Consider the following 25,742-nt stretch of genomic DNA (forward strand, 5'->3'; position numbering starts at 1 on the left):
GGAGCTTCGTCCCGCGACAGTTCCCCGCCATGTTAGCGATTTATGCGCGCTGCCCGAATTTTCTCCTCGTACTGACGAAAAATTTGATGTCCTTCGTAGAAGTCCATAATTTCCTGACGATATTCCGACCAGTATTCCCCCGATTTGTCGGAGAAAAGCATCTTGACCTGCAATTCATTTTGCCTCGAGCGCATAGCGTCAACATCTATACCAAGAGGGGGAGTGAGCGTAGTTCCCAATCCTTCGCGTACAGGAAAGGATACAAGCGAGCGGTAAACCGACTTATCCCGCTCGGTGATCCGAGGGTCTAAAACGGTAAGCCCCAACACTTCGGGAGTTCGGGGAGTAAAAAAACTCCATATTTCAAATATATCCCCCATTTCTTGCACGTCTTTTTCAATAACATCCGTCATTAATGTAATCGTGTTTCCTTTACGCGTGTAATGTTTTCCTTCCATGCCGTAATGGGTCAGCAAAAATCCTTCTTCGCCTGCCATCCAGTCAAGAATATCGACGATCCTCTTTAATTTTTCCGGATTCTGACCTGCGGCGTTATTGGAAAAAACAAACGAATAGTCGGGTGTGACGCTTGTTCGCAACGGCTGATTGCCGAACGGATTAAAGGGCACCCAATCCGCGGCAGGGTTGCTCTCCTTACTGCGCGCCTGGACGCTTCTTGGGTTGGAATCAAAAGCGAAATCCGCCGTTTCGCCCATTATGACCCCCACTTTGCCCTGAATGGCTTTCTCCACGGGTTTGTTTCCCTTATTTAGAAACCAATCCGGGTCGACCACTCCTTCGTCAATCACGTTAAGAATGTCATCGACAACTCGTCCGACACGCAGGTCCGTCTGCATATCCACCAGATGATCGTCCCCGTAGTACGACGGGAATAACAATCCGTTCTTGACATATTCCGGCCATTCCAGCGAGATGGATACCCCGTTCCCGGCTGTCGAAAAACCGTAGGTATCGTCGAGGCCGTTCTTGTCCGGATCGTTGAAGGTAAACGCTCTCAAAACATCGACGTATTCCTCGTAATGGTTCGGAATGTCCATGCCGAGATTGACCAGCCAGTCTTTTCGTATATAATAAGCCCGGTACGATTGTTTGTCATAAGGAACCGGAGCACGCGCAAATTTATTCTGCATCTGGTATTCGCGCAGTTCCTTTTCACTGATCCAGTGCTTAAAATAGTTTGGCATGGTATCCGGCGAAATGTAGTGCGTCATGTCCGCCAATACGTTGTCCAGTATATATTTGGCGCCCCCGTCCGGTCTGGAGACCAGCCACATATCCGGAGGATCGTTGGAAGCGAGCAATGAAGCGATGGTTGAATTGTATTCATCGCCAGGCGCCATCACGGTAACATCAAGGTCGACATTAAATCTCTTTTCGATCTCCTGCCGCACGACATCGCTCGCCGGATCAGGCAAGCCGGCCGAGGATGGAGCGTCGATAAAAAGATTCAAGGAATGTTTGTCTAATGAATGGTATGCCGTCGGGGATACGGGAGTCTGGGCATTGCCGCTGTCCTTCATCCCGAAATTGATCAGGATAACGCCAAGAATCGTGAACAGGGCAAGACTCATTTTGACAAATTTCACTGTATCTCCTCCCACTTGCCATGCTGCTATAATCATACTCATTATAACAGACAAAATAAACAAAATTTCAACCATAGCAAAGATTATTCGTTGCAGGGCTATATCATTGAAGGTAGAATGTGACCTAATAAACTACGAAGCTCCGGAGGCTCCTATGCGAATCAATCGGTTAAACCGAATCCAGTTGTCCTATTTGCCGGTTTTTTTCGTCATCTGCTTAAGCCTGTTGTTTATCGCATATTTGACTCTGAGCGAGGTAAGCAAACAATCTGCGCACAAGGCCAACAACATGTTAGCCCACAACGTGATGCAGATGATCGACAATTCGTTGCAATCGATTGATCTGGCAATAGATCGGCAATTGCTCGAGAATGATATGATCTCTCTTTTTTTTCAAGAAACATCTATTCGGGACAGGCAATATTGGGATTATCGTACGGCAATCGTATTGAATGAGCTGCTGGAAAGCCATCCGCTTATTGACTCTATCTATTTGTACCGGACAAGGGACAATATGGTTTTAAGTCCCACAACTTTTATCAGGCTGGATGAATTCGGAGACAAGCAGTTTGTTGGCCGGAAGCTTTCTTCGCTGCAGCCGTTCCGCTGGACGAGTAACCGCGAATATCGCGAGCAATCGGGAGATTCGACCGTTGATGTGGTCAGTTTGGTCAAGTATGCCAATCTATCCGACCGCAGTTTGGTCGTGGTCAATGTCAGCACGGAACGATTAAGCCATTTGATTCGCGGGATGACGCCGTCAGGGTTAAATTATTTCGAGCTGTCGGATGTCGACGGCGGGGTTGTTGCTACGCGTGATTGGCCGAATGCGATGAAAGAACGATGGAGAGAACGCCCGGAGAGCGGCGCGGAATGGTCCAATGCCCAATCCGAGTATACGGGGTGGACGGTTCGCAGCGGCGTTTATGAAGGCGGCATCATGCAGTGGGTGTCGACCCTGTTTTACGTATGGATAACGCTCGGGTTTCTGACTATTGCCGGGGGAATAATATGGCTCATCTTTGTAACGCGCCGGAATTACCGGCCGATTCAAATGATTTCGCAGCGCATGACCGAATACTTTCAGCAGAAGCGGCAGGAACTGACGCTTCCCGACCGGGACGATGAATTGAAGTATATCGAGACAGCAGTCAACAAACTGCTTGATCAATCCAGCTTGCTGCTTGAACAGAACAAAGAAAATCTCGCTTACCGCAAGCGGCATGTGTTCCTGCAATTGCTGGAAGGAGCGGTTTCGGGACAAACGAATGAATGGCGGCAAGAAGTCGAGCAGTTCGGCGGGGCGATCGATCATGGCAGATTGCTTGTTGCCATCGTCGAAATCGACGGTTACCAGGACATTTCCGGCAAATATACTTCCCGGGATCTGTACTTGCTAAAGCATGTCATGTACTCGGCGCTTGATGAAATGGCGGAGACGGAAACATGCCGTGTATGGTCGGAATGGATAGAGCGCCATCAGCTAGGCGTGTTGTTCATTATGGAACATGGCGGGAATGCAGACGAACAGGCGCTAACGCTATTGGAGAGATTAAAAGCATGGGTTAATCGGCATTTGCCTTACACGGTTACGGTAGGCGTAGGAAACTGGCAAGAGGATGCCGCCAATGTGGTCGAATCGTACGAAAGCGCGTTGGAAGCGCTGAATTATAAAGCCTCTCTCGGAATGAACCGGATTATCAAACACACGGATATCGCCGCCAAACCGCCGCTTGAAATACTTAAACAATCGCAGCGCGTCCGTGCCGTCGGCCAATCTTTTCGGTCAGGGGAAGTGGACTGGGAACGTCATTGGCACGAATTGTTCGAGGAATGGCGCGAACAGTTATTTACAAAAGATGAGTTGCTCGGGATGTTAAATTACCTCATCTACCAGTTGCACAAAGAAATCTCGGAACTTCCCAAAGAATTTCAAACGATCTGGAACGATGGACCGCATGCGCAATTAAACGGAATTATGGGACGGCAGGAAACGTTGGATACGATACAAAAAGAATGTTTTGGAGTTCTTCAGGATACTTTCAGAAGAATGAGCGATTTGCGGGAGAGCAAACATAATCATCATTTGATTCGCGGCGTAAAGCAATATATCCATGAACACTACAATGATTCGAATCTGTCCCACGCCCATTTGGAAAAAGAGTTTGGTTTGACTGCCAGTTATTTGAGCCGGTTGTTCAAGGAGGAGTTCGGGGTAAAATTTATTGACTACTTGTCGCAGACCCGGATCGAGAAAGCGATCGAGCTGCTGAAGGCATACCCGGACAAGACGGTTCAGTCCATCGCGGAGGAGGTCGGCTATATGCATGGCATAACGTTTATCCGGGCGTTCAAGAAATATACGGGAAGCACGCCGGGCAACTATCGGAAGGACTTGATTCCATAGATTTCAATTAAAGTCGCACCGGTCAAAAAACGTCGCAGAAACGGCTTCGAAGCTTTCGAGGCCGTTTTTTAATTTTTGTCGATACGGTCAAAAAGGCTATATATACGGGTGAAAATGGAGGTGTTATGGTTAGTCCCGGGTGACGGAACTGCATTTGGAAAGCGAAGGGGGAGCGCCGTTGAATTGATATGAAAAGGCTTTCGGCTTTAGAAGAACATACTTCTGCTTCAAGGAGGATGATCCATGCTTTACGTTAAACGGTATGCACGAAACGTTATAACCAAGCTGCTTGTTGTCTTATTGTTGACTTCCACTCTGTCGCTTGGAGGTTTTCAAGCACCCGGGAAAATATACGGGGCTGCGCCGCAGATAACGGACATCGATTCTTCTTATGCCCGGAAAGAAATTGAGCAATTAACGGCGGCAGGCATTATCAATGGGTACAAAGACGGTACGTTTGCTCCTCTAAAGCCGATTACGCGAGCGGAGCTGGCGAAAGTCATGGCGCTTGTATCGGGTTTGCCGGAACAGCCCGATGAAGCCACGCGGTTTTCCGATGTTGCGGAAGGCAGTTGGCATCGCGGCTACATTGGCGCTCTTGTCGCGGCAGGCATTGTCCAAGGGACGTCGGCTTCGACTTTCTCGCCGGACTCTTATGTGACAAGAGAACAATTGGCCGTTTTGTACATTCGCGCTTTTGGACTGGAAAAACAAGCGCTCAAGGAACGGAACGCGGTTAAGTGGTCCGACGCCGAAAGCATTGCCGATTGGGCGAAACCTTATGTCGCCCTGGCTTTCCGCATCGGATTTTTGAAAGGGATCGCGGGTAACGATGGATCGCTCCGTTTCGCACCGCAAGATTTTGCGGAACGCCAGGCGGCGGCCCGGCTCGCATTCGAATTTATGACGAATTACGAAGCTTACAGACAAGCGGGAGAAGGGCAGAACGAACAAAGCCCAACAACGGCTCCCACGTCCACTCCGGAACCGTCCCTCAATCCGTCGCCGACTCCTGCATCATCGTCTGGACCGGCCAACGAGCCGACACCGGCGTCAACGCCCGCACCCACGGATGAGCCGACATCAGAGCCGACGACGACACCTACGCCGGAGCCGACGTTGCCGCCGCTGGAGATTGTTCGTAACGGACAGGCCAATGCGGTAATCGTGGTGGACGACACGGTTTATGAGAGAGAAGAAATACCGGAGCCAAACGGCATCCGGGGCTGGAAACAAGAATACGGGACAGGAAGTATTGCCGTAAGCGATGAGCGCAGCCACTCCGGCATCAAGAGCCTTCATATCCAAGCCGCGGATAACGGGTCCTACGGGATAATAAGCGATCCCGTCGCGATAACCGGAGGCGTCTCCTATACGCTCTCGGCAGCCGTCTATCGCGAATCCGGCAGAGATCCTCAAGTCTTTATTCGTTACTATGACGCCAATAAAGTCAGGATCGCCCAGCAAGGATCAATTCGGGCAGTACCTTTGGCCGAATGGCAGGACGTGTCGTACACCGCCGCGGCGCCGCCGTCGGCAGCCTACGCAGCGGTGATCCTGTTCACCAGCATGGCTCCTGCCAATCTCTACTTCGATGATGTAACGCTGAAGTCGGCCAGCGACGAAAACATGCCGATAACGAATCCGGGTTTCGAGCCGATCGTTTCCAGCAGCAGCCCTGCCATTGATACGCTTGTCGAATACGTGCATAAATCGACAAACACCCTTTTGCCCGTTCTAACGGAAGCGGAATATTTGAGCGAAGGAGTCGATCCGGATACGATCGTGATCCGTCTCGGCACCGCCCAAAGCGTTTCAGGCAATGATCCGGCGCTGGATGTTTTGCTGGTGGGGCTGAATCGCGACGGCTTTGTTATCTATCCGCAAGAACATCAGGTCGTCATTGCGGGAGCCGGAGTTTGGGGAGCCGTCAACGGCGTCAACAACTTCTTGGAGCGATATGCCGGCGTGCGCTGGCTTATGCCCGGACCTGACGGCGAGGATGTTCCGCAGCGCAGCGACCTGTTGGTTGCCAGAGATATCGTACGCGAAGAACCGGCATTCGATTTTCGGGTGTTCAGTCCTCTGCATGCCAAGCCGAACAACAGCGTAAGCGTGTGGCAGGAGCAATACAAATGGGCGCAGAGAAACGGAATGCAAGGTTTCTATAACGCTCCGATCAGCTTTCATCACAATATGTATAATTTATTCCCAATATCCAAGTACGGGGTGAGCAATCCGGAGTTTTATCCGAATGGCATACCTCCGGCAGCGAATTCGATACAAGGATGGCAGCCGTGCTTTTCGAATCCGGATACGATCGAAGCGGCGGTTACGGAGATTCTTGCCTATTTCGAGGCGAATCCAAATTCGCAATCGTATTCGCTCGGTACTAACGATGGAAACGGTTTTTGCGAGAGCGACCCGGTTCCCGTCTACTTCAATTGGGTCAATCAGGTTGTAGAGCGCGTGCTGCAGGTTTACCCGGACAAGTGGTTTGGATTTCTTGTTTACCAGGCGATTGACAGACCTCCATCGTTTCCGTTGAACCCGCGCGTTATTCCTTTTATTACGAAGGACAGGACTGCTTGGCTTGATTCAGATCAGAAGGCACAGGATTTGGCGGATCATGACAGCTGGCTGGAGGTTACGCAGCAGGTCGCATACTATGATTATATTTATGGCAGTCCCTATCTTGTGCCGCGCGTATACCCGCATTTGATGGCAGACAATTTCCGAATTGCCCACAATCGGGGAGTGACATCGCTATACGCCGAGCTGTATCCGAATTGGGGCGAAGGAGCAAAGGCATGGGTAGCCGCGAAGCTGCTTTGGGATCCCGAACTGAACGTCGATGCACTGCTCCAGGAATGGTATTCGCGGGCAGTTGGCGCAGCAGCGGCTCCTTATCTGGAAGATTATTATGAGCATTGGGAACAATTCTGGACGGAACGGGCGATCGAAGAACCGTGGTTTTTGCCCGGCGCCATTTATCAAACCTTTCATAATCCGTCTTATCTGGAGGCAGTCACAGCGGAAGACATCGCGATTAGCAGAGGACTGCTGGAACAGGTCGTTGCGAACGCGGGCACGGATAAGCAGCAAGCCAGAGCAAATCTGCTTATGAAAGCCTTCGAGTATTACGAAGCGTCCGTCCTGAGTTATCCGCAAGCCAATGAGCCGCCTGCCGATACGGCCGCAGCGCTTGTCTTGCTGGAAGAAGCTGTAGACAACTTTGAAGAAAGGCTGCAGATGGCCGAAAAACGGGTTCTGTTACTGGAGCAATTTAGAAGCGATCCTGCGCTCTTTCAACCTTTCGATGCCAGATCGTTTAACCAGTTGATGTGGTCGGGCTGGAATGTCGCCGAGTTTTGGCAGCTCGTCGAATACATGAAGGAACAGGAGCCAAGCGGCGGACCTGTGCGGGCTCGCGCAGCCGATCTATCGGCGACACATTCCTCCATCCGTGCCAGAGAGTTTGCCGCCATGCTGCTGCAAGCGGTATCCGAGCCCAATCTGGTGCTTAACCCCTCCTTCCAGAATAGCGAGCCGGGTGATGCGACAAAAGCGCCGCCGTGGGAGCTGTTGTCCCGATCGACATCGTCCCGAGCCATTAAGCGCGTGGAAGGAACGGGATATACGGATAACGCGAGCATGATGGTTTATGGAAAAGGCTGGGGCGGCCCAAGCCAGGTGATTTCCGTCCAGCCGGGTTTGGTAGACTTCTCGTTCCATTACCATATACCTACAGGCGGCAATACGTCGACGAGCATGCAGTGGGGATTCGATTTGCTGGATGATCAAGGCAATTGGCTCAATTTCAGCACCGTGCGTTCTCCCGTGACTGCGCTGGAGAATGCGGAGGGCGTATGGCTGGAAGCCCGGCTTACAGGAGAAATCCCCGCAACGGTTAACGGTATAGCAGTAGGTAAAGTGCGTCTGAATTTCCTGGTTGAAAGCGCGCAGCCGATAGAACTCTATATTGACGATGTGCAATTTTATAATGCGGCGAGCGGCAATTGACTAATAGAAACGATTAGGGGGACTTTCAATGAAGGCAGTTAAAATGAAATCGATTGTGGTTGCGCTCCTTGCTTTGGTGCTTGCGATGTCCATGGCAGCCTGCAGCGGCAACGGGAATGGCAAAACAAATAAAGAAACGAATGGGGCAAGCGGGGCGCCGAATACAAGTTCCCCGACGGCCGCGGCTCAGGATGACGTATATCCGGAGAACGGATTGCCGAAGGACGAGGCCGTGACGCTGAAATTCGGTTTCTTTGAAGGCGGTATGGGTCGCGAATATATCGATTATGCGATGGACACATTCAAAAAGAAATTCCCGAATGTCAGCTTTGAGGTCGTATATTCTCCGAAGATCGGCGATATAATCAATGCCAAAATATCGGCCAATGACGACGACGATATGTTTGATCTGTTCAACGGAACTATTCCGGGCGGAGTAACGCCGCTTGTCCTGGCAGGCAAGCTGGAGCCGCAGGACGATCTGTGGGACCATGTTTTATATGATGGAAACGGCAAAACGCTCAAGCAACTGGTAATGCCGGGAGCGGTTGAAGCTTCGGTCAATGTCGTCCAGGGTAAACTTTATGCGTTGCCTGTAGCCGCCAGCGGATCCGGCCTGTTCTTTAACAAACTATTGTTCGAGCAGAAGGGATGGAACCAGTCGCCGAATACTTGGAGTGAATTTGTCGAACTGCTGGCCAAGGTCAAAGCGGACGGAGTCATTCCCATAACGTATCCGGGCCAATATCCGAATTATATCGAGCATGCATTCGGCCCGGTCAAAATGTTCGAACTTGCTGAAATCAACGGCAATTTGGAGGAGTTTACAAAGAACTTCCGCAACTTTGATTTGCCCCAGCATCTTTCGCCGGAAAGCACCGAAGTATGGAAACGAATCTATGAGCTTGGCCAAAAAGGATATTTCCCGGAAGGTGTGGCGGCCTTGTCGCACACTCAATCGCAAATGCAAATGATCCAGGGGCAGGCGGCGATGGTAGCGACCGGCGTGTATGTGGAAAACGAAATGAAGTCGGCGTTGCCGCCTGAGTTCGTCTGGGGTTATATGTCGGTTCCTATGGGCGACGACCCGGACAGTACCAGATGGATTCGCTCCACGGCAAGCAATGGTCACTACATCTGGGCGGGCAAGCCGGATTTGAACAAGCAATGGGCCAAAGAATTTAATGTTTGGATGTGGAATCTGGACGTACAGGAGGTCATCGCCGAGAAAGGCGGACAATTGCCGGTGCGCCAGGACTTCTCCGATGACGAAACTCGAGCCGGCAAGTTGCAGAATGCGCCGAAAGCGATGTTCGAGTACATGAATGCCAACAACACAAAAATGGAGGGGGCCGTTCGGGATCGGACGTTAACGGACCCGAGCGTCTCTCAAGCGAACAAGGTCATTCAGGAAGGCACGATCGGCATTACATCAGGAAATAAGGAACCTCTGCCTATTCTCGAGGAGGCGGAAAAGTTAATCGAAAAGGCGATACAGGCACAGAAATAATAGCTTTTGCAAGGAAATGACTCCCCGCTGCTATTGGCGGCAAAGTATTCACGGTTAATCATCCTTTGTCGTCAATACAGCGGAAACATGCATAAGCGATTCTAATACAGAAAGGAGTTGCCGAATTGAATCGACTGTCGCGCGTCAAACGATCCCCAGCTTCCGGTTTGTGGAAAGATGGGTTGAAAAATGCGAAGATGCAGCGAAATCTCTTTTTGCTGTTGGCGCTAACTCCTGCCTTTGGGGGATATTTGCTGTTTACGCTCTACCCGAATATGTTGTCGGTCTATTATTCTTTATTGAACTGGAATGGCATCTCCGAGCCGGAATTTGTTGGTTTGAGCAATTTTGTGACATTGTTTCAAGATAAATACGTGTGGAGGGCGTTGCTGAACAACCTGTTCTACATGGCGACCGTGCCGATCGCCGTCATCTCCATCTCGCTGTTATTGGGATACTTGCTTGCCAATAAAGGCTATAAAGGAACATCCTTTTTTAAAGTGCTGTTTTTTTTCCCGAATGTGCTCTCTACCATCGTGATTGCCCTGCTCTGGACATTTATCTATGACGGAAGTTTTGGGTTGTTAAACGATTTCCTGCGGCTGCTGGGTGTGCCGATCGGAAATTTTTATTGGCTTGGCGAAGCCAGAACCGCGCTTGCCGCGATTGTACCGCCTTACGTATGGGGAGGCGTGGGCCTTTACGTCATTATTTTCATGAACGCCATGACAACCATTCCGAAGTCGCTTTATGAATCGGCCATTTTGGAAGGGGCACGCCATATGACGATTTTATTTCGCATCACGATACCGCTAATTATGCCGATTGTCCGCATAAGCGCGCTGTTCCTGATTCTGGGCACCCTGAAAGGATTCGAGAAACAATTGATCCTGACGAACGGCGGTCCCGCGGGAGCAACGGATGTAGTCGGGCTATATATTTTCAATCTTGCTTTTGGAACAGAAAATCATAACTATGGTTACGCTTCGGCTGTGGGCATGCTTCTGTTTGTCATTTTGGTGACAGCAAAATTGCTGATGGATAAATATATGCCTGACCGGTCGGTTGAATATTGAGAGGATGGAAGGCATGCGAGAGAAACGTACGATCATCGATGTTGTTTGGTGGGTTTTGCTGATCGCCTGGTCCATGGCGATATTGTTTCCGCTTTTATGGGTGTTTTATCAATCGCTGCGATCAAATCCGTCGTTTTTTCAAGATGTGTGGGCACTGCCCGAATCGTTAAACTGGATGAACTATAAAAATGCCTGGATCAAATACGGCATCGGAAACGCGATGCTGAATACGCTCTATTATGTCGGAGTCAGTCTAGTGTTGGGTACGTTCCTGACAACGATTAACGCCTACGCGCTAACCCGCATTTCATTTAAAGGCCGGAAGCTGATGTGGGCGCTCATCATGCTTTCCTTGTTTTTGCCGGGAATCAATGCGTTGATTCCGCAATATGTGCTGATGCGGGAGCTGCATCTAACGAACAGTCTGACCGGACTCATCTTGCTCGACAGTCTAGGGGAAAATGTATTTTTTCTTATGCTTCTGGGAGGTTTCATGCGATCGTTGCCCAAGGAGCTGGAAGAAAGCGGATTTTTGGATGGAGCGTCGATTCTCCAGGTCTTCATGCGGATTATATTCCCTTTATCGATTCCGGGCATCGTGACGGTGGCGATCTTTAAATTTTTGGGACTGTACAATAATTTCCTGGGACCGTTCATTTATTTGAGCGATCAGTCGAAATACACGATCGGCGTCAGTATGTACGCGGCTAATCAAATGATGCAGTACACATCGGATTGGGTGACCATGTTTGCCGGAGTGATGATTGCGATGGTGCCTTCGATCATCATGTTTATGTTCTTTCAACGGTGGATTATGGAAGGCGCAACGCTCGGCGCGGTTAAAGGTTAGATCATTTTGAATTTGATAATGGGGGGCAGGGAGTATGGAGCTAACGACGCTGTATCTGGATCAGCCCATTGTATGGAAAAGAGCTGTGGATATTGCCGCTCCCTATGGTACTGCGGGGCCTACGGCCTTGTTTTATATTCACGGCGGCGGTTGGAATTCCGGGAACAGGGATCTGTTCCATTATCATCTGGAGCACTTCTCTTCCCGCGGGTACTGGTGTGCCAGCGCCGGTTATCGTCCTGCGCCCGAAGTGAACTGGAAGCAGCAGCTAACCGATGTAACGGGAGCGTATCTTGCCTTCCTGCGCCATCTGGAGCGCAGTCAGGAGGCGGTCCGCAATATAATTGTCCTGGGCAGCTCGGCGGGGGCGCATCTTGCTTCCTTGCTGGCGCTTGTCTCCCCGGAGGCTCTGGATATTGCGCAGACAGATCGAGACCTGTGGCGGAAGCCCGATGCATGCGTATCGATAAACGGTCCTGCAACGTTGGAGGAGTGGCCGGATATGAACGCGGACATAAGAGGCAGTATCGAGCAAACTATCGGGTATCGTTATGACGTTCTCGATCGTGCCGATATGTTTGCCCAAGCCTCGCCGGTTAACCATGTTGGTCGGGATAGTCCTTCCTTCTTGTTCCTGCTTGCCGAGCGTGAGTATTTTTTTCCCCACGCGCATATTCATCTCATGAGCGAGAAGATCAGAAGTTACGGAGGAGAATCAGAGGCCGTTTTGATCGAAGGAACAGAACACGGTTTTTTTTATCGCTTGGAGACCTCCGAACAACAACGGGCATTGGGCTTGCTGGAGGCTTGGTTAGACCGCCGGAAAGAAAAAAAGATGAAGTAAAGACGACCTTACTTCCGTCAAAACCGCATAGAATAGGCGGAAATGCACCAAATAGCACGTGAAAGGACCTCGATTTCCACTGTAAAGTGGGGGATGAGGTCCTTTTTTTCGAAAAAAATCCGAATTACCATTGGGGCTCGAAAAATTACAATTTGGCTTTTGGGACAGCCTCGTTTTATGTTTAAGCGTTCATGCGCGTGCAGGAAGCGCACTTACCTTCTGCCATTCAAGAACGGTTTCTTAAGGGCATACAGATCATCGTCCGCAGCGGCCATTCTTTCCTCCAGCAGCTTGCGGGCGTCGTCGATCGCCCCGTTATAAATATGCGGGGTCAACTCGCTTAGCAAATAGTCCAGGAATTGCTCCCCCGCAAGCTCTCCGATCTCCTTGTCCAGCTCCGTCTCCAAATACTGCCGGATACTTGACACAAGCAATTGCTTCGTTTCTCTCGGCATTCTCGTCACTGACATGATACGCACCTCCTTTCTGCTCCATGCTCCGCACGTTATGATTGCGCCAAAGCCTTCCGCATATACAGAATGAAGCGGGATTGATCCAGCGGGTTCACGCCCCTGCGAGGCCGCTCCGCTTTGACGTCCGGCGGGCTTTCGCGGTACTCGGCGAACGTCGTCGAGAGGATGCCCCTGCCCTTGGTCATGGACCCGAATCTCGCGGGAAAATCAAGCGAAGTCGCCACCGGGAGCTTGCCCGTCAGCTCCATCCGTTCGCCTCGCAGCTGCGGAGCGTCGAATTCTCCGCGCATGGCGATCAGCTCGTTCATGATCTTGCCGCCATGCTCTTCCGGCACGGAAATCTTGAACGCCAGCAGAGGCTCCAGCAGTTTGACGCCGATCCGGTTCAAGCCGTCCATAATGCCCATTGGCGTAGCCAGCGCGAAGTCCAACGGATGCGTGTGCCACACATGATGCTCGCCCTCGACAAGCGTGACGCGCAGATCGGTAACCTCCCAGCCGAACAGACCCTGCTGAAGCGCTTCCGGCACACGACGGGCCACCTCGTTCTGGTAGCTCTCCAGCAGCCGTTCCGTACGTTCCAGCGATTCGTAATGCAAGCCGCTGCCCCGTTCGCCCGGCTCGATGCGGAATCTCAGGATGGCCCAGCAAGGCTTCGGCATCGTATAGGCGATGAAGCCCTCTCCCATCTCCGCCGGCGTCTCCTTATAAATAACGGAAGGAGCGCCGAACTCGATATCGAGATCGAATCGGCTCTTCAGCACCTGGCTCAGCACCTCGATCTGAACGGGTCCCATCACCTTAACATGCAGCTCTCGCTGCTCTTGCAGCCACTGCAAGTCGAGGTGGGGGTCCTCTTCCGTCAGCTCGCGAAGCGCGGTCACAATGGCGGGGTAGCGCGATTCATCGGTCCACTTCGCCTGCACTGTGAGAAGCGGAACCGCAAGCCTCGCCTCTCCTGGCACTCCTTCCGCGCTTCCGACGATGTCCCCGATACGCGCCTCGCTCCAGCCGTACACGGCCGCTACGTCCCCGGCTCGCAGCTCCCCGACATCTTCCGTCCGGCGGCCGCCGTCGATGCGCCGGATCTGCGTCACCTTCTCCTCCACCTCTCTCGTCAGATTGAGGACGGAATCCCGGTTGCGAATGACGCCTCCATATAATCTCACGTATGCAATCTTGCCCATGGCAGCATCCCGCTCCACTCGGAATACTACGCCGGACAACGGAGCGTCCGCATCGCCCTTGGGAGCAGGCAGAAGGGCAATCAGCGCGTCCATCAGCGGCTCAATGCCCAAGCCTCTGGCGGATGCACCGAACAGCACAGGATGGAGCCGCGCCTCCTTGGCCAGACGAGGGACGGCTTCCGCAAGCTCTTGCTCCGTCAAGTCGCCCTGCTCCAGGTATCGAAGCATCAGTTCCTCGTCGGCATCCGCGACAGCTTCGGCGAGCGCCTGCCGGAACAGTTCCGCGAGCTCGCTGTTGCTTGACGTATGCTTCTTCTCGCCCTGCCGTCCGCCATCGATCTCCTTGCGTGATGCGAACTTGCGTGAGCTGAAGGCACTCGCTTGCGCGTTTGCAGCGCCCTGACTGGCTGCTTCGGCGCTCTGGCTTTCGTCCGCTGCCAAGGATCCGAACGATACGATCGGCACGACTCCGTCGAACGTCTCTTCGGAGCCGACAGGCGCCTGCACTGGCGCTGCATTCGGTGTCAGCAAGCGCCGGATCTCCGAGAGCGTTCGTTCGGCTGAGGCGCCCGTGCGATCCATTTTATTCACGTACAATAGGGTCGGAATTTCCCTCTCTTGCAGCGCATGCCAGATCACCTCCGTCTGTGCCTGCACGCCCTCCGCCGCCGACAGAATCAGCACCGCGCCATCGATGACGCGCAATGAACGCTCAACCTCCGAGAGAAAATCGACGTGGCCCGGCGTGTCGATCAAATTGATCGTTGTCCCGTTCCGCTGGAACCGGGCAGAGGCCGCACGCACCGAGATGCCTCTCGTCCGCTCGACTTCCATAGAGTCGGTCTGCGCCGTTCCCTCGTCCACGCTTCCAAGCTGGCGGATGCGGCCGCTTAGATACAGCAGACCTTCCGTCGTTGTCGTTTTGCCTGCATCGACATGCGCGAAAATGCCGATATTGCGGAGAGACTCCGTCTCGCTCCTCTTCATCTGCAGAAACTCCTCTACCATGCCATGTCCATGCTTCCCCTCAAGCGGGACATGGCATGTTAATTGGTTCATGTGCAGCACACTATGTGCTGACCCTCCATCCGTTCAAGCAATCTGTACACAGGAAGCTTACCAAAGTACCGGAGCTGCGTCCAGAGCACAAGCCGCATAGCCTACGCCCGCCGTTGTACTCGCTTTTTCATACACATTTGCTCGCCCACGTCCGTCTGCGCCCCGTTGTACTCGCTTTTTCATACACAATCCGCCGCTCTCTGCTCTCCACAAGGCAAAAAACGGTCTGCCGGAGCATGCTCCGACAAACCGTTTCCCGTTTCGTTGTCTCAATTACGCTTGTTGCAAAGCTTCGATCTCGATGGAGATTTTCACTTCGTCGCCGATCAAAACGCCGCCTGTCTCCAGAGCCGCATTGTAGGTCAATCCGTAGTCGCTGCGGTTAATAGCGCCTTTTGCGCTAAAGCCCGCTTTAGTGTTGCCCCATGGGTCCTTGCCGGAGCCCTCGAACGATACTTCGAACGTCTCGGAGCGCGTTACGCCGTGCAGCGTTACATCGCCAGTCACTTCGTATTCGCCTTTGCCGGATTTCGTGATCGATGTCGCTTTGAAGTCAAGCGTTGGGTGCTTCTCGACGTCGAAGAAGTCGCCGGATTTCAGATGCGCGTCACGGTCGCCATTGCGAGTGTCTACGCTGCTCAGATCGATCTTAAATGTGATGTCCGCTGTCGTCAGATCATCCACGTCTGCCTCGATGCTCGCTTCGAAAGCGTGGAAAAAACCTCTTACCTTCGCGATCATCATGTGCCGAACGGAGAACTCTACCACACTGTGGGATGCGTCTACTGCCCAAACTGCTTTTGTCATTGTGAACAACCTCCATATAATGTTTTATTTTTATAGCGCTCTGCTTGTCGCAGAAATGTCGTCTCTTGATGTTTCCTGCCGATTACTAACCTTTAATAATTAACTTACTTATGTTTCGTTCATGTGATTTATCTTAAACTAAAGATATCTCAATGTCAACAGCTTTTTTTCCGCTTTTCTCTTAAAGCTAATAAAGCTAAATAACTTACAGCATTCGGCGCAGCATAACAGCTAACCTTGCTGCCCATGTTTAGAACGATGCTGTATGTTGTATTGCTTGAACCTCTGAGTTCCGTAACAATTGTACATTTTCACTCAAATCCACTAGCCTTCGCTTCCCCCAACCGGCAAATTGTACAAATGTACACAAATCCTTGACTCACATCGGCGATTCGAGCCTTTGCAAACCTAAATTTATGTATTTTCGTACAATTAAATCGATATGAAGCACATACGGCGCTATATTTGTGTATATTCGCACAAATATTATCGCTACTCAAAAACCCTTCATTGGAGCAACTATCCGCCATTATAAATTGGTTTGTCGCTATATGCATTCCGGACTCCCGTACCTCAATGACTTTCAGATTGAACTACGCAAGGCGTGGGAAAAACGCCGGTCTGCGATCTTGTTTGCCCCGTACAAGGGGATGGACATTTATAAACTCAATAATTACAAGGTGAACGTGCTGTCGCCGTCCTTTGGCGCCGCAGCGCGTTTTTATTTCGAGAATGATGGCCCTCAAGTATGGAGGAATATCATTCAATCGAAAAAGCCGCCCCGGCGGCTGATTACATTCAGCGCCAGAGCGGCTTGCGGTTGCAGGCTTGCTAACTGCGCGCAAGGACGTTGCCTTGTCACGCGCGAGAGCCCGCGGCGTCGAACCGTGGCTTGTCCGCCAGAAAACGGCAAGATACGATTGCAACGCATGTATAGGTATAAACTTCTGATACGAAGTACGGGTTTCATTCCACGGATGCGGCCAGCCCAAGCGCGAGCCTGGCTGCCTGCGTCCTTGACGCCTTATTCCTCTTCCTCTGCCGGAGCTTCCTCCGCCTCTTCGTCCGAAGCAGCGGCAGCTTCTTCAAGCTCTTCCTCCAGCTCGGCTTCCGTAACGGCTTCGGCCTCCGCTTCGGCTTCTTCTTCCTCCGCTTCTTCCGCGAGCACCGCCTCGACCTCGATAGCTTCCGCAGATTCCTCTGCAGCAGCCTCTCCTTCGATCAGCTCCACGATTTCGTCATTTTCTTGAACCACGTCTTGATCTTGGCTCATGTCTATCACCTCCTGTCCTATTTCTTATCTTAATTGTAGCGCTTTCACGCCGAGAGACAAGAGGTGTAAATTGTCGGATCATAGGAAGTTTTCGCCATGATTCGAGCACTTGTCATCTCGAAGTTCCGCGAGGATTCGACAGCAGGCTGGACGTAGCACTCCATGTTCGATTACGAAGCTATTCCCTCCCGCTTCTCCCCCCGACCGAGGTCTAGGTTAGCTTAAGCCTCTCGCCCGTTCCGATGAGGAACGTCGAAGGATACGATTAATACAGTCAAGTTGAAACGGCTAAGCCGTCCTTTGACGGTACAGCAAGTTTTATTACGAGAAGCCGGCTTCATATCCCAGATGAAGCCGGCGCTCGCAGCTGAAGTGCATGACAGGCACGCATCATTTCTCGAATAACCGGGGGGTTTATCAGATGTACAGCTTAATCGTCAATACGGGGCAAGGGGCGCTCGCGATCCTGTTAATTATGAGCCTGATTGCCGCGAACAAGTCATCCAAGCTGATATTCAGCAAAAATGAACAAGAGCTTAATCGCAAAACGCGCAAGTTGATATTCTGGAGCTGGAGCCTGCTCCTGCTCGCGCTTCTATCCTCGGCGGCGGACGTCGCGCTGGCCACAGCGTATCACCCCGCCTTCTGGCTGGATCGGCTCCTGCTGAGAACGCCGCTGCTGCTGCTGACAGCCATCTCCATCCCGCTTTCGGCGCTGCCTCGGATCCGCAAGCTCGCACAGCGCACGCAGGCGGGCTCGGACCAAGAGCTGGATGTCGCGAGAAGGCGGCACGCCACCGAGACCGGGCTTGTCATGCCGTTCAAGCTGACGGCTCTGGCGGCGACAGGCGCCTTCTACTTCTTCCTGGCTCCTCCCCTTCCGTTCGTCTGGTTCAAAGTATTGATGCCGATTACGATTCTTGTCTTCCTCGGCGGTCTGCTCTGGATGCATCAATCCAACCGGAATCAGGTAGCCGCCGCTTCCCCGGAAGCTACCGTCTACCGCCCTTGGCGAAGAAGATTCCGCATTAGCGGCTCCGCCATCGCGGCAGCCGTAATCATCAGCTTGCCGGTCCTCATCGCGGCCGACAAAAGCCGCCTTCCCGACCGTATGCCGATGATGACGGGTACGCCGGATTGGGGTCTCTCAGGGACTGCCTCCAAGCAGCACAGTCACTCCGCCTTGGGCGGCCTGCTGCACGCCAGCCATCTCCCTGGCACCGAAGCCGGCCAAGAAGCGTCAGGAAGCCCTTCAATCTCGGTTGCAGATCTCGCCGGTCCAAGGGACGGCGAAGCAGATCGCGTCTTCGATCTGGTCGCGAAGCAGGCTGAGGTGAAGCTGTCATCCGGCAAAACCGTGCAGGCTTGGACCTACAACGGCGTCATTCCCGGTCCCGAGCTCCGAATGAAGCTTGGCGAATTAATCGAAGTGCGACTCGTGAACGAGGATATCGCAGACGGCGTTACGATCCACTGGCACGGTCTCGACGTGCCGAACGCCGAAGACGGCGTCGCCGGCGCCACGCAGGACGCGGTCATGCCAGGCGAATCCCACACGTACCGTTTCCGCGCGGAGCAGATCGGCACGTTCTGGTATCACTCCCACCAGCATTCCAAGGAAGCCGTCGAGAAGGGACTGTTCGGCATGTTGATCGTAGATCCTCCATCAACAGAGGATGAGCCGGGCGAAGACATTACGGTTGCGACCCATGTCTGGGAAGGAGGGGGTCTCGCCATCGGAGACGACGATACGTTGCAGCGCAAGATAGTAGCGCCCGGCACGCCCGTAAAGATCAGGCTCCTGAATACGGACAACTGGACGCGCAAGGCGCATCACGTGACGGGAACCCCCTTCCGGGTAACGGCCATCGACGGCGTCGAATTGAACAAACCCGGCGAGCTTCGCGGCACCGCGCTTTACTTAACGACGGGAGCGCGATACGACCTCGCATTCGTCATGCCGGACAATCCCGTCTATGTGAGCGTAAACGGCAGCAAGAAGCTTGGCGTGCTTCTGGCTCCTGATGGCGGAAAGGATTACGATGTGCCGGACATCGACGGCAGCGGCGGCCTCTTCGATCCTTCGCATTATGGCGAGCCTGCCGACACCCCGTTCGGTCCGGACAGCGTCTTCGACAGAGAATTCACCATGCTGCTCGATAACGGATTAGCTTTTTATAACGGCGTTCCCGGCTTATATGATACAATTAATGGGAATGTATTCCCCCACACGCCGATGTTCGTCGTGAAGGAAGGGGAAGTGGTGAAAACTACGATCATCAACCGAAGCGCCGTCGATCATCCCATGCATCTGCATGGTCATCATATGCTTGTCCTAAGCCGGAACGGCGAAGTCACGACCGGCAGTCCCTGGTGGTCGGATACGCTGGATGTCCTGCCCGGCGAGGTGTATGAAGTCGCATTTCTCGCAAACAATCCCGGACTCTGGATGGATCATTGCCACAATCTTGTACATGCGGCGGCAGGCATGACGATGCACCTTATGTACGACGGAGTCTCCTCCCCCTTCGAGATCGGCAGGGAGGTGCTCAACCATCCCGAATAATCTCTGGCAAGTACAAGATTTCAAGCGCATTGAAGATTGGAATAAGGGTTACAGTTGTATATACTAATAGAACGGAGTGTTTAATCATGAATATCAAAACAATCGGAGGCGCGCTCGCGCTCCTGCTAGGTGTCGTCCTGCTCTTGAATCAAGGGGAGTCGTTTGGTCCCGGCAAAATCTTTGCCTACTTCTGGCCATCGCTTTTCGTTATGCCGGTTGGCCTGTTCTTCCACTGGCTGTATTTCAGCGTGCTGGGGCGCAAGGGCATCGGCGTACTGATCCCTGGCGGCGTGCTCATCACAGCGGGCATCGTTTGTCAGATCGCCATGTTATTCGGCAACTGGGAGTATATGTGGCCCGGCTTCATCCTCGCGCCTGCTGTCGGCTTGTTCGAGTTTTACTGGTTCGGCAACCGCAACAAGTGGCTGCTGATTCCGATCAACATTCTAACTGTGCTGTCCCTGCTCTTCTTCGCGGTCTTCTCCTTCGGCGCCTTGATGGGCGAGATGTTGAAAGGCCAGCCTTACTTCGCGATTCTGCTCATTCTGGGCGGTGCCGCGCTGCTGACGCTGCGGAGGAAAGCCGACTAGGGCAGCCAACCAAGGAGGCCATCTGTCGTCATGCTAACGTTCCAACAGAAAATTGATATTATCGCGTCCTTTCCTGAGCTTCAGCGGAAGGACGTTTCGCTTGGGCGGGTCAACTTCCACTTCGAAGAGAGCGTCCATGACAAAAAAACCGTCGTCTACCACCTTCATCCCAATGGCAACGGCTTCGTCTACGCAGGTCTTCTCGGCGATGTGCACGTGGATTCCAAGGGTTTGGTGAATATACGCGACTACTCCGAGGAAGAGCTCCGGAGACTGGTCGCGCGCTCCATCGCTTCGCTATCGGGGGACGGGCCTGCCGACGCCGAAACCTCCGGTTCGGAACGCGCTGCCGCGAACAGAAGGCCCCTCCCGGTCACCGAACGGTGGCTGAGCCCTGGCGGCGAAGCCTACACGCTTCTCTTTGATGAGGAGATGTGGTACCTGTACGCGGGCGACGCAATCGACATGGCCTTCGAATCCTATAAGGAGGCTTTGGAATATTTGGCAGAAGAGGAGTTTCGACGGGGTTAAAGGATTTTGCCCTGTTATTGTCTAATTGTACTAGTTACAACTTAGATAGCAGGGGGAACCTCCGTGTCCATAAAAGCCAAGTTATCCTTATCGATCTCCGGTATCGTGGCGATCATTTTGATCCTGAATATCGGGTTTTCTTATTACACGTCGAAGCTGGCGCAAGAGGTTGCACTGGAGAGCCAGATGCGCAGCATCGCGGAACAGCTCGTCGTATCGGTCGATTCTTTCGAGAATGTTCGCGTCCAGATCGACATCGAGCTGGCCGAGCAGCTTCGGTTCGCGGCTCTAGCCGCAAAGGGGCGTCTGGATCCCGATATCCGCAATATTAGCAATGAAGACTTAATCAACCTGAGCAAAGAGCTCGGACTGCATGACATTACGTTATGGCAACGAATCGACGATGAGATCGTATCCGTTCGATCCTCCAATAAGGAAGAATTGAATCTCAATTCAAGCTCATGGGATTACTGGAATACCGCATTCCATCAACTAATGGACTTAAAGCCCGTCACCGTAAAGGAAGGACTGGCGATGGAGCACTTCTACTCCGGACCGATCAACTACGCCGTGTCCAATCCTAACGAGATTAACAAGTGGGGGTATTATTACGACGGCTCCACCAATTACATGATTAATACAATCGTCAACGCGCAGCAGACAACGAAGTTCAATCTCGTGGACGGTACAAATACTCTGGTGAAACAGCTGGTTACGTTCCAAAATAGCTTGCTTGAGATCACGGGATTCAACCCCGACTTTTTCGGAAAGAAAAAAATCATTAAAATGAAAAAGGATATTCCCGTCTACAATCTGGATGTCAGGGATATTATGTTCGGCGAATATACCTACAGCCATCCGGACGAAGACGCCGTGCACATTCAGACCGCGCTCAAAAAGAACGAGATGGTCTTCGACAAGTTCGAGGCGAACGGCAAAAAGGTGATCCGAAGCTTCATCCCTATCGTAACGGGTTCTCCTTATGTCATTGGGGTCGCATTCGACGAAGAAGAGCTCATGAAGCCCTTGCGCCAACAATTGCTTGTCCACTCGCTCATATCTCTCGGCCTCGTGCTTCTGGCGATGGGAGCGAGTTATGTCATCGCGGGATATATGCTGCGTTCTCTGCATGAGATTATGTCCAAGGTAAACGCCATGTCGATAGGCAACTTCAGCGACCCCATCTCGATCCGCAACAAGGACGAGATCGGCCTGCTGGCCGCGAGGGTCAATTCCATGGGCACCAACCTGCTGAAATATACGACCCAGCTCAAGGATACGGCAAACGAGCTGCAGAGCACGAAGCAGTATCTGGAGTCGTTCGTCAATAATACGTCGGACGCCATTCATGTCGTCGACCTGGACTATAACATTATTCAGGTCAACAATGCCTTCGAAAGGATGTACGGTTGGAAGATGGACGAGGTGCTTGGTCATCCAACTCCTAATCTTCCCGATGAATATGCAAGCGAAAAGCTCGCCATCATGAACAAGGTGCTATACGGCGATTCCGTAACGGATTACGAGACCGTCCACCTTACCAAGTCAGGTGAGCGGATCGATGTCAGCATGACGGTATCCGCCATCCGCGACGAGGAGGAGCAGATCGTCGCCATCGCCACGATCTCACGTAATATTACGTCACGCAAGCAAGCGGAAGAAATGCTGAGGCGCTCCGAGAAGCTGTCAATCATCGGACAACTCGCGGCCGGCGTAGCCCACGAGGTTCGCAACCCGCTTACTACGCTGCGCGGATTCGTGCAACTGCACAAGCAGACCGGCACCTTGTCGGAAACGCATCTGGACCTCATGTTGTCCGAGCTGGACGACATCAATATGATCGTCAGCGAATTCCTGGTGCTCGCCAAGCCGCAAGCCAACCAATATGCGCGGGTCGAGATTGTCCCCATCATCAGAGACATCGTGATGATTATGGAGTCGGAGGCGCGGTTGAACGGGGTCATGCTATCTTATGAGGCTGAGGAGAATATACCGGATGTTTTCGTTGTGGGCAGCCAGATCAAACAAGTCATGATCAACCTCATCAAAAATGGCATCGAGGCGATGCCGGGCGGCGGCGGCAAGCTCGATATACGTGTTGCCCTGGTGGATACGGATGAGGTCGTCATTCAAGTCATCGACCAAGGCTACGGCATCTCCGAAGAGGATTTGCCGCGACTGTGCGAGCCGTTCTTTACGAGCAAGAGCCAGGGCTACGGACTGGGCCTTATGGTATGCCAGCAGATCATCGACAATCACAAAGGCAGCCTCTCCTTCTGCAGCACGCTTGGAGAAGGAACTTGCGTCGAGGTGCGGCTGCCCGCAGCCCCGCCCCTGGATACCGATGCGACAGCGGCGCCCGAAGACGCGTAAGAGCAGGAGGAATGAGATAGATGGATTCCTATCACCTAACATGTAATAAAGCTTCTTCTCCGGCGAACGTAAAGCGAACGCTTAACGTGCTCATCGTAACCGCAGTCGACGCCGAACGCGATGCCGTGCTGCGCGGTCTCTCCTCAAGTTGCGGAGCCTCGCCAAGAGATGGAGATATTATAGCGACTGATGAGAGACACGAAAGACAGGCCTCTGTTAAGGACGAAATAGACGGCGGCACAGCCGTTCGCTTCGAGGTCATCGCCGCTGGCGTCGGACCTGCCTACGCCGCAGCCGGCACGGCTAAGGCACTCGCGCGCGGCAATTACGACCTCGTCATCAGCACAGGCATCGGCGGCGGTTTCCCAGGCGCAGCCGCCATCGGGTCGCTGGTCGTCGCCGATGCCATCGTCGCAGCGGATCTCGGCGCCGAGACGGCGGAAGGCCAGCTCACGCTCGACGAGCTTGGTTTCGGCACGTCCCGCGGGCTCGTCTCCGCCGAATGGAGCGCCAGAATCGCAGCTGCGCTCCAGGACGCTGGGCTGGAAGCGGCGCTGGCCCCGATTCTGTCCGTCTCTCTGGCGACGGGCCGGGCCGAGACGGCTCAGTTGCGCGGGCGGCTCGTACCGGGCGCTGCCGCCGAAGGTATGGAAGGCTACGGCGTCGCGGTCGCCGCAGAGAGCTTCGGCGTCGCATGCGCAGAGCTCCGCGCCATCTCCAACGCCGTCGGACCGCGCGACCGGGAGGCTTGGCGGATCGGCGATGCTCTTCGCGCGTTGGAGCATGCTTTTGGCGCCATTGCATCCGCTTGGCGCAGATTGGACAAGGCCGCGGCGGAGAGCGGCGGCCAAGGGGTATAATCGAGCCCGCCGGCATTGGCGAGGGTTGTGTTTGCCGCCTGAGGCAAGGCAACCGCCTTGCGGCTGGCGCTAACGGCAGCCTGAGGCAAGGAGAACCAGCCGCCCTGCTGCTGGTGGCTGGCGCTAACGGGCGCCTGAGGCAGGCAACCAACCGTCCTGCGGCTGGCGCTAACGGGCGCCCGAGGCAGGCAACCAACCGTCCTGCGGCTGGCGGTTGGCGCTAACGGACATGAGAGACGCTATTCGCCGAATATTGGCCGATTTCAAATTCTAACGGACATAGGCGACCTTATTGGCACGTTTCCCATCACATTTCGACATTGTGGGGCCCAATAACGTCGCTCATGTCCGTTACGTTTCTATAATTGGCCGAATCGCCAATATAGAGTCGCTGATGTCCGTTAGATTGGCTGAATCGCACACACTGAGTGTTGATGTCCGTTAGATTGGCCGAGTCGCCGATGTCCGTTAGATTGGATAAATCGCACCCAAAGTCGCTGATGCCTGGTAGGCATCCCGCCAGATTACGGGCTGCCACTGCAGCCTATGTTCCGCAGTCTGGTGTGTTGCTTCATTATCGCGAAACGACGAGATGCGTGACCGTCATCGTCTTCCATCCAATAGAGCAAGAAGCCTCGGCGCTTAGCGCGCAGGGGCCATATTTCCAGCTTGAGAGGAGCTTGCAAAACTAACATGAATATCGCATATTCTCCTTGTCCGAACGACACTTTTATCTTTCATGCATGGGCGCATGGCCTCGTACCCGGTGCGCCGGAACTCAACGTTACTTATGCGGATATCGACATTACCAATCACCTGGCCGCGCGGCGCGAAGGGCCCGAAGTGATGAAAATCTCCTACGCCGCCCTCCCGTGGGTGCTGGAGCATTATCGGCTGATCCCTTGCGGCGGTGCCTTGGGACGAGGTTGCGGTCCGCTTGTTCTGACGAGAGAGCCGATTGCGGGCTCCGCCGAGGGCGACCAAACAGCCACTGATGCAAGCCCGCTAGACGCGGTCGCCTTCCGCGGGGACAGCCTCGCCGGAAAAACAGTCGCCGTGCCGAGCGATCGTTCCACCGCCTATATGCTGTTTCGGTTATGGGCCGATCAGCAAGTGCCCGGTGGCGTAGGAGAGATCGTCGTCATGCCCTTCCACGAGATTATGCCCGCAGTGCGCGAAGGTCGCGTCGATGCCGGGCTAGTGATTCACGAAGCCCGCTTTACCTATGGCGACTACGGCCTGTCCATGCTGGTCGATCTCGGCAGCTGGTGGGAGTACGACACGGGACTTCCGATTCCGCTCGGCGCCATCATCGCCCGCCGCGATCTGGATGCCGATGCAATCGGCGATTGGATTCGCGCCTCGCTCGATTATGCCTGGAGCCGCCCGGACGCTTCGCGCGACTATGTAATGGCCCATGCGCAGGAGCTCTCCCCCCAGGTTGCGCAATCGCATATCGAGCTTTATGTCAACGAATTCAGCCGCGATCTCGGCGAGGCAGGTTTTTCCGCTATCGAGTCGCTGCTGGGAAGGGCCGCGAAGCAAGGCCTTGTGCCGGAATTCGATCTCGGTTTGCTAAGAAGATAGCCTATTCGTGACCTAACGGCTGTCGCCGTCCTTTAGCAGATCAGCAAGTTGCATTCCATGAAATGTAAAGGAAGTATAGCGAAATCTTATACTTCCCTATATTTGCACAAAGACCGTCA

The 25,742-nt window shown here is 53.3% G+C and carries 17 protein-coding genes; 12 read left to right on the plus strand and 5 right to left on the minus strand.

The genetic code is table 11. The annotated features are described in order from the left end of the window. Positions 1 to 32: 32 nt before the first annotated feature. A complete protein-coding gene (locus tag H7F31_RS01260) occupies positions 33 to 1,607 on the minus strand; it encodes an extracellular solute-binding protein (RefSeq protein WP_187102663.1) in 1,575 nt (524 codons plus the stop codon). A 154-nt stretch (positions 1,608 to 1,761) separates the two neighbouring features. Here H7F31_RS01260 and H7F31_RS01265 point away from each other — a divergent pair, with 154 nt between their 5' ends. The 6 genes from H7F31_RS01265 to H7F31_RS01290 all read left to right on the plus strand — a co-directional run bounded on the left by H7F31_RS01265 (position 1,762) and on the right by H7F31_RS01290 (position 12,317). Continuing rightward, positions 1,762 to 4,014, plus strand: a complete 2,253-nt coding sequence (locus tag H7F31_RS01265; protein ID WP_187102664.1) for a helix-turn-helix domain-containing protein — start codon at positions 1,762 to 1,764, stop codon at positions 4,012 to 4,014. Positions 4,015 to 4,257: 243 nt separating this feature from the next. Beyond that, a complete protein-coding gene (locus tag H7F31_RS01270) occupies positions 4,258 to 8,037 on the plus strand; it encodes a DUF4838 domain-containing protein (RefSeq protein ID WP_187102665.1) in 3,780 nt (1,259 codons plus the stop codon). 28 nt (positions 8,038 to 8,065) lie between these two features. After that, positions 8,066 to 9,547 (plus strand): ABC transporter substrate-binding protein, encoded by a 1,482-nt coding sequence (locus tag H7F31_RS01275; protein WP_261800266.1) that lies wholly within the window; start codon positions 8,066 to 8,068, stop codon positions 9,545 to 9,547. Between the two features lie 125 nt (positions 9,548 to 9,672). Further along, positions 9,673 to 10,623, plus strand: coding sequence for a carbohydrate ABC transporter permease (locus tag H7F31_RS01280; RefSeq protein WP_261800267.1), 951 nt, complete (start codon positions 9,673 to 9,675; stop codon positions 10,621 to 10,623). Between the two features lie 13 nt (positions 10,624 to 10,636). Then, positions 10,637 to 11,473: a carbohydrate ABC transporter permease gene (locus H7F31_RS01285; protein WP_187102666.1), complete on the plus strand. Its 837-nt coding sequence runs from the start codon at positions 10,637 to 10,639 to the stop codon at positions 11,471 to 11,473. 34 nt (positions 11,474 to 11,507) lie between these two features. Beyond that, positions 11,508 to 12,317: an alpha/beta hydrolase gene (locus H7F31_RS01290; protein WP_187102667.1), complete on the plus strand. Its 810-nt coding sequence runs from the start codon at positions 11,508 to 11,510 to the stop codon at positions 12,315 to 12,317. A gap of 212 nt (positions 12,318 to 12,529) precedes the next feature. Here the strand turns inward: H7F31_RS01290 and H7F31_RS01295 are convergent, their stop codons facing one another. The 4 genes from H7F31_RS01295 to H7F31_RS01310 form a co-directional block, all read right to left on the minus strand. Next, positions 12,530 to 12,787: a DUF2164 domain-containing protein gene (locus H7F31_RS01295; RefSeq protein WP_187102668.1), complete on the minus strand. Its 258-nt coding sequence runs from the start codon at positions 12,785 to 12,787 to the stop codon at positions 12,530 to 12,532. A 35-nt stretch (positions 12,788 to 12,822) separates the two neighbouring features. Continuing rightward, positions 12,823 to 14,964, minus strand: a complete 2,142-nt coding sequence (locus tag H7F31_RS01300; RefSeq protein WP_187105160.1) for a GTP-binding protein — start codon at positions 14,962 to 14,964, stop codon at positions 12,823 to 12,825. A gap of 345 nt (positions 14,965 to 15,309) precedes the next feature. After that, positions 15,310 to 15,843, minus strand: a complete 534-nt coding sequence (locus tag H7F31_RS01305; RefSeq protein WP_187102669.1) for a YceI family protein — start codon at positions 15,841 to 15,843, stop codon at positions 15,310 to 15,312. 1,024 nt (positions 15,844 to 16,867) lie between these two features. Beyond that, entirely contained in the window at positions 16,868 to 17,116 is a 249-nt protein-coding gene (locus H7F31_RS01310; protein ID WP_187102670.1) for a hypothetical protein, read from the minus strand. Between the two features lie 421 nt (positions 17,117 to 17,537). On the opposite strand from H7F31_RS01310, the gene H7F31_RS01315 reads away from it, so the two are divergent. The 6 genes from H7F31_RS01315 (at position 17,538) to H7F31_RS01345 (ending at position 25,623) form a co-directional block, all read left to right on the plus strand. Next, positions 17,538 to 19,682 (plus strand): multicopper oxidase family protein, encoded by a 2,145-nt coding sequence (locus H7F31_RS01315; RefSeq protein ID WP_187102671.1) that lies wholly within the window; start codon positions 17,538 to 17,540, stop codon positions 19,680 to 19,682. An 86-nt stretch (positions 19,683 to 19,768) separates the two neighbouring features. Continuing rightward, positions 19,769 to 20,272 (plus strand): hypothetical protein, encoded by a 504-nt coding sequence (locus H7F31_RS01320; protein ID WP_087572182.1) that lies wholly within the window; start codon positions 19,769 to 19,771, stop codon positions 20,270 to 20,272. Positions 20,273 to 20,302: 30 nt separating this feature from the next. Next, complete coding sequence (locus H7F31_RS01325) at positions 20,303 to 20,803, plus strand: hypothetical protein (RefSeq protein WP_187102672.1); 501 nt, start codon at positions 20,303 to 20,305, stop codon at positions 20,801 to 20,803. A 63-nt stretch (positions 20,804 to 20,866) separates the two neighbouring features. Beyond that, positions 20,867 to 23,176, plus strand: a complete 2,310-nt coding sequence (locus H7F31_RS01330) for an ATP-binding protein (RefSeq protein ID WP_187102673.1) — start codon at positions 20,867 to 20,869, stop codon at positions 23,174 to 23,176. A gap of 20 nt (positions 23,177 to 23,196) precedes the next feature. Continuing rightward, a complete protein-coding gene (locus H7F31_RS01335; protein WP_187102674.1) occupies positions 23,197 to 24,036 on the plus strand; it encodes a futalosine hydrolase in 840 nt (279 codons plus the stop codon). 693 nt (positions 24,037 to 24,729) lie between these two features. Further along, positions 24,730 to 25,623, plus strand: coding sequence for a 1,4-dihydroxy-6-naphtoate synthase (locus H7F31_RS01345; RefSeq protein ID WP_187105161.1), 894 nt, complete (start codon positions 24,730 to 24,732; stop codon positions 25,621 to 25,623). The last annotated feature ends 119 nt before the right edge of the window (positions 25,624 to 25,742 follow it).

Origin of the sequence: Paenibacillus sp. PAMC21692, from assembly GCF_014303795.1 — a bacterium.
GTDB classification, from domain to species: Bacteria; Bacillota; Bacilli; order Paenibacillales; family Paenibacillaceae; genus Pristimantibacillus; species Pristimantibacillus agaridevorans.